This is a genomic window from Streptomyces katrae (genome assembly GCF_000966975.1).
Lineage (GTDB): Bacteria > Actinomycetota > Actinomycetes > Streptomycetales > Streptomycetaceae > Streptomyces > Streptomyces katrae.
Genome location: NZ_JZWV01001315.1, coordinates 1 through 1,890, shown reverse-complemented (window position 1 = coordinate 1,890; position 1,890 = coordinate 1). Strand labels below are relative to the sequence as shown.

3 protein-coding genes are annotated in these 1,890 nt (G+C 71.4%); all 3 read left to right on the top strand.

The features are described from left to right. Positions 1–1,017, top strand: a 1,017-nt coding sequence (locus VR44_RS36650) for a sensor histidine kinase (protein WP_157880528.1), incomplete at its 5' end; no start/stop codon positions are given. Beyond that, positions 1,014–1,472, top strand: a complete 459-nt coding sequence (locus VR44_RS36645; protein ID WP_045951988.1) for a response regulator — start codon at positions 1,014–1,016, stop codon at positions 1,470–1,472. The genes VR44_RS36650 and VR44_RS36645, both read left to right, overlap by 4 nt. A gap of 61 nt (positions 1,473–1,533) precedes the next feature. Beyond that, the coding region (locus tag VR44_RS41720; RefSeq protein ID WP_245692811.1) for an STAS domain-containing protein at positions 1,534–1,890 on the top strand (357 nt) is incomplete at its 3' end.

Genomic DNA, 1,890 nt, shown 5'->3' with positions numbered 1-1,890 from the left:
GGCGTCCTGCGGCCGCTCGCCCGGGTGCGCACCGCCTCCCGGCGCGTCGCGGACGGCGCGTTCGAGGAGGAGATCCCCCTGTGCGGCCCCTCCGACCTGAAGGCCCTGGCCCGGGCGGTGGAGGCCATGCGCCACCGCACCGTGGCCGAACTGAACACCTCGCTGCGCAACGCCGAACGGCTCGACCGCACGGCCGCCGAACTCGACGCCCAGGCGGTGGAGCTGCGCCGCTCCAACGCCGAGCTGGAGCAGTTCGCGTACGTGGCCTCGCACGACCTCCAGGAGCCGCTGCGCAAGGTCGCCTCGTTCTGCCAGCTGCTGGAGAAGCGGTACGGGGACCAGCTCGACGAGCGCGGCGCCCAGTACATCGCCTTCGCCGTCGACGGAGCCAAGCGGATGCAGGTCCTCATCAACGACCTGCTCACCTTCTCTCGGGTGGGCCGGGTCCAGGACACCCGCGAGACCCTCGCGATGGACGCCCCCCTGGACCGGGCCCTGCGCAACCTGGCCGCCGCCGTGGAGGAGAGCGGCGCGGAGATCACCCGCCCCGAGCGGCTCCCCGACGTCGTGGGCGACCCGACGCTGCTCACGATGCTCTGGCAGAACCTGGTGGGCAACGCCGTCAAGTTCCGCTCGCCCGACCGGCCTCCCCGCGTGGAGGTGGCCGTGGCCGACGACACCACCGGGGAGCCGGGCTTCCACACCTTCACCGTCACCGACAACGGCATCGGAGTACCGGCCGAGTTCGCCGACAAGGTCTTCGTCATCTTCCAGCGGCTGCACGGCCGGGAGACCTACGGCGGCACCGGGATCGGCCTCGCGCTCTGCAAGAAGATCGTCGAGCACGCGGGCGGACGCATCCGCATCGACACCGGCCACGCGGAAGGCACCCGGATCGTCTTCACCCTCCCGGTGGCCGAGGCCGCCACCCCCGCCCGCGCCGCCGCCGAGTCCGGGGCCCTCGCCGCCGACACCGCGTCACCCGCCCCCGTACCCACCGAAGGAACCCCCCGATGAGCACCCCCACCGACCGCCCCCAGGCCACCCCCGCCGAAGTCCTGCTGGTCGAGGACGACGCGGGCGACGAGCTCATGACCCGGGAGGCCTTCGAGGACAACAAGATCGGCAACGTGCTGCACGTCGTGCGGGACGGCCTGGAGGCCCTGGACTTCCTCTACCGCCGTGGCGCCCACGTCGACGCGCCGCGCCCCGACCTGATCCTGCTCGACCTCAACCTGCCCAAGTACGACGGGCGTCAGGTCCTCGAACGCATCAAGACCGACCCGGATCTGATGCACATCCCCGTGGTCGTGCTCACCACGTCGGCGGCCGAGGAGGACATCCTGCGCAGCTACAAGCTGCACGCCAACGCCTACGTCACCAAGCCGGTGGACCTCGACCAGTTCATCCGGGCGATCCAGCAGATCGACGACTTCTTCGTCACCGTGGTCAAGCTCCCCCGTACGAGATGAGGCCGGCGGCCGGACCGCTGACAGAGGCGAACGCGAAACGAGGAAACCGGACGTGAACAGCATGGACACGCACAACGCCGAGGCCCGCAGCCGCGTCGAGACCTGTTCCGAGGGGGACGTGCGCATCGTCGTGATGGCGGGGGAGTTCGACATGGACAACGTCGCCGACCTACGGGCCGCGCTGGATCCCGCGGCACCCGGTGTGGCCCGGTTCGTCCTGGACGTCGCCGAGGTGACCTTCGTCGACTCCACCGCGCTCAGCATCATGCTGCAGGCGGCCCTGGACCACCCGGTGTTCCTGGCGGGCACCGTACCGCGCCGCCTGGCCCGCCTCCTGGAGATCACCGGCGCCGACCTGGCCTTCGCCACCGCCCCCACCGTGGCCGAGGCCACCCACGCACCCCCGCCACCCCGGCAG

What these genes read in the sequence shown, in the direction of transcription:
- VR44_RS36645 (WP_045951988.1), top strand. Translation starts at nt 1,014, where the DNA reads ATGAGCACCCCCACCGACCGCCCCCAGGCCACCCCCGCCGAAGTCCTG.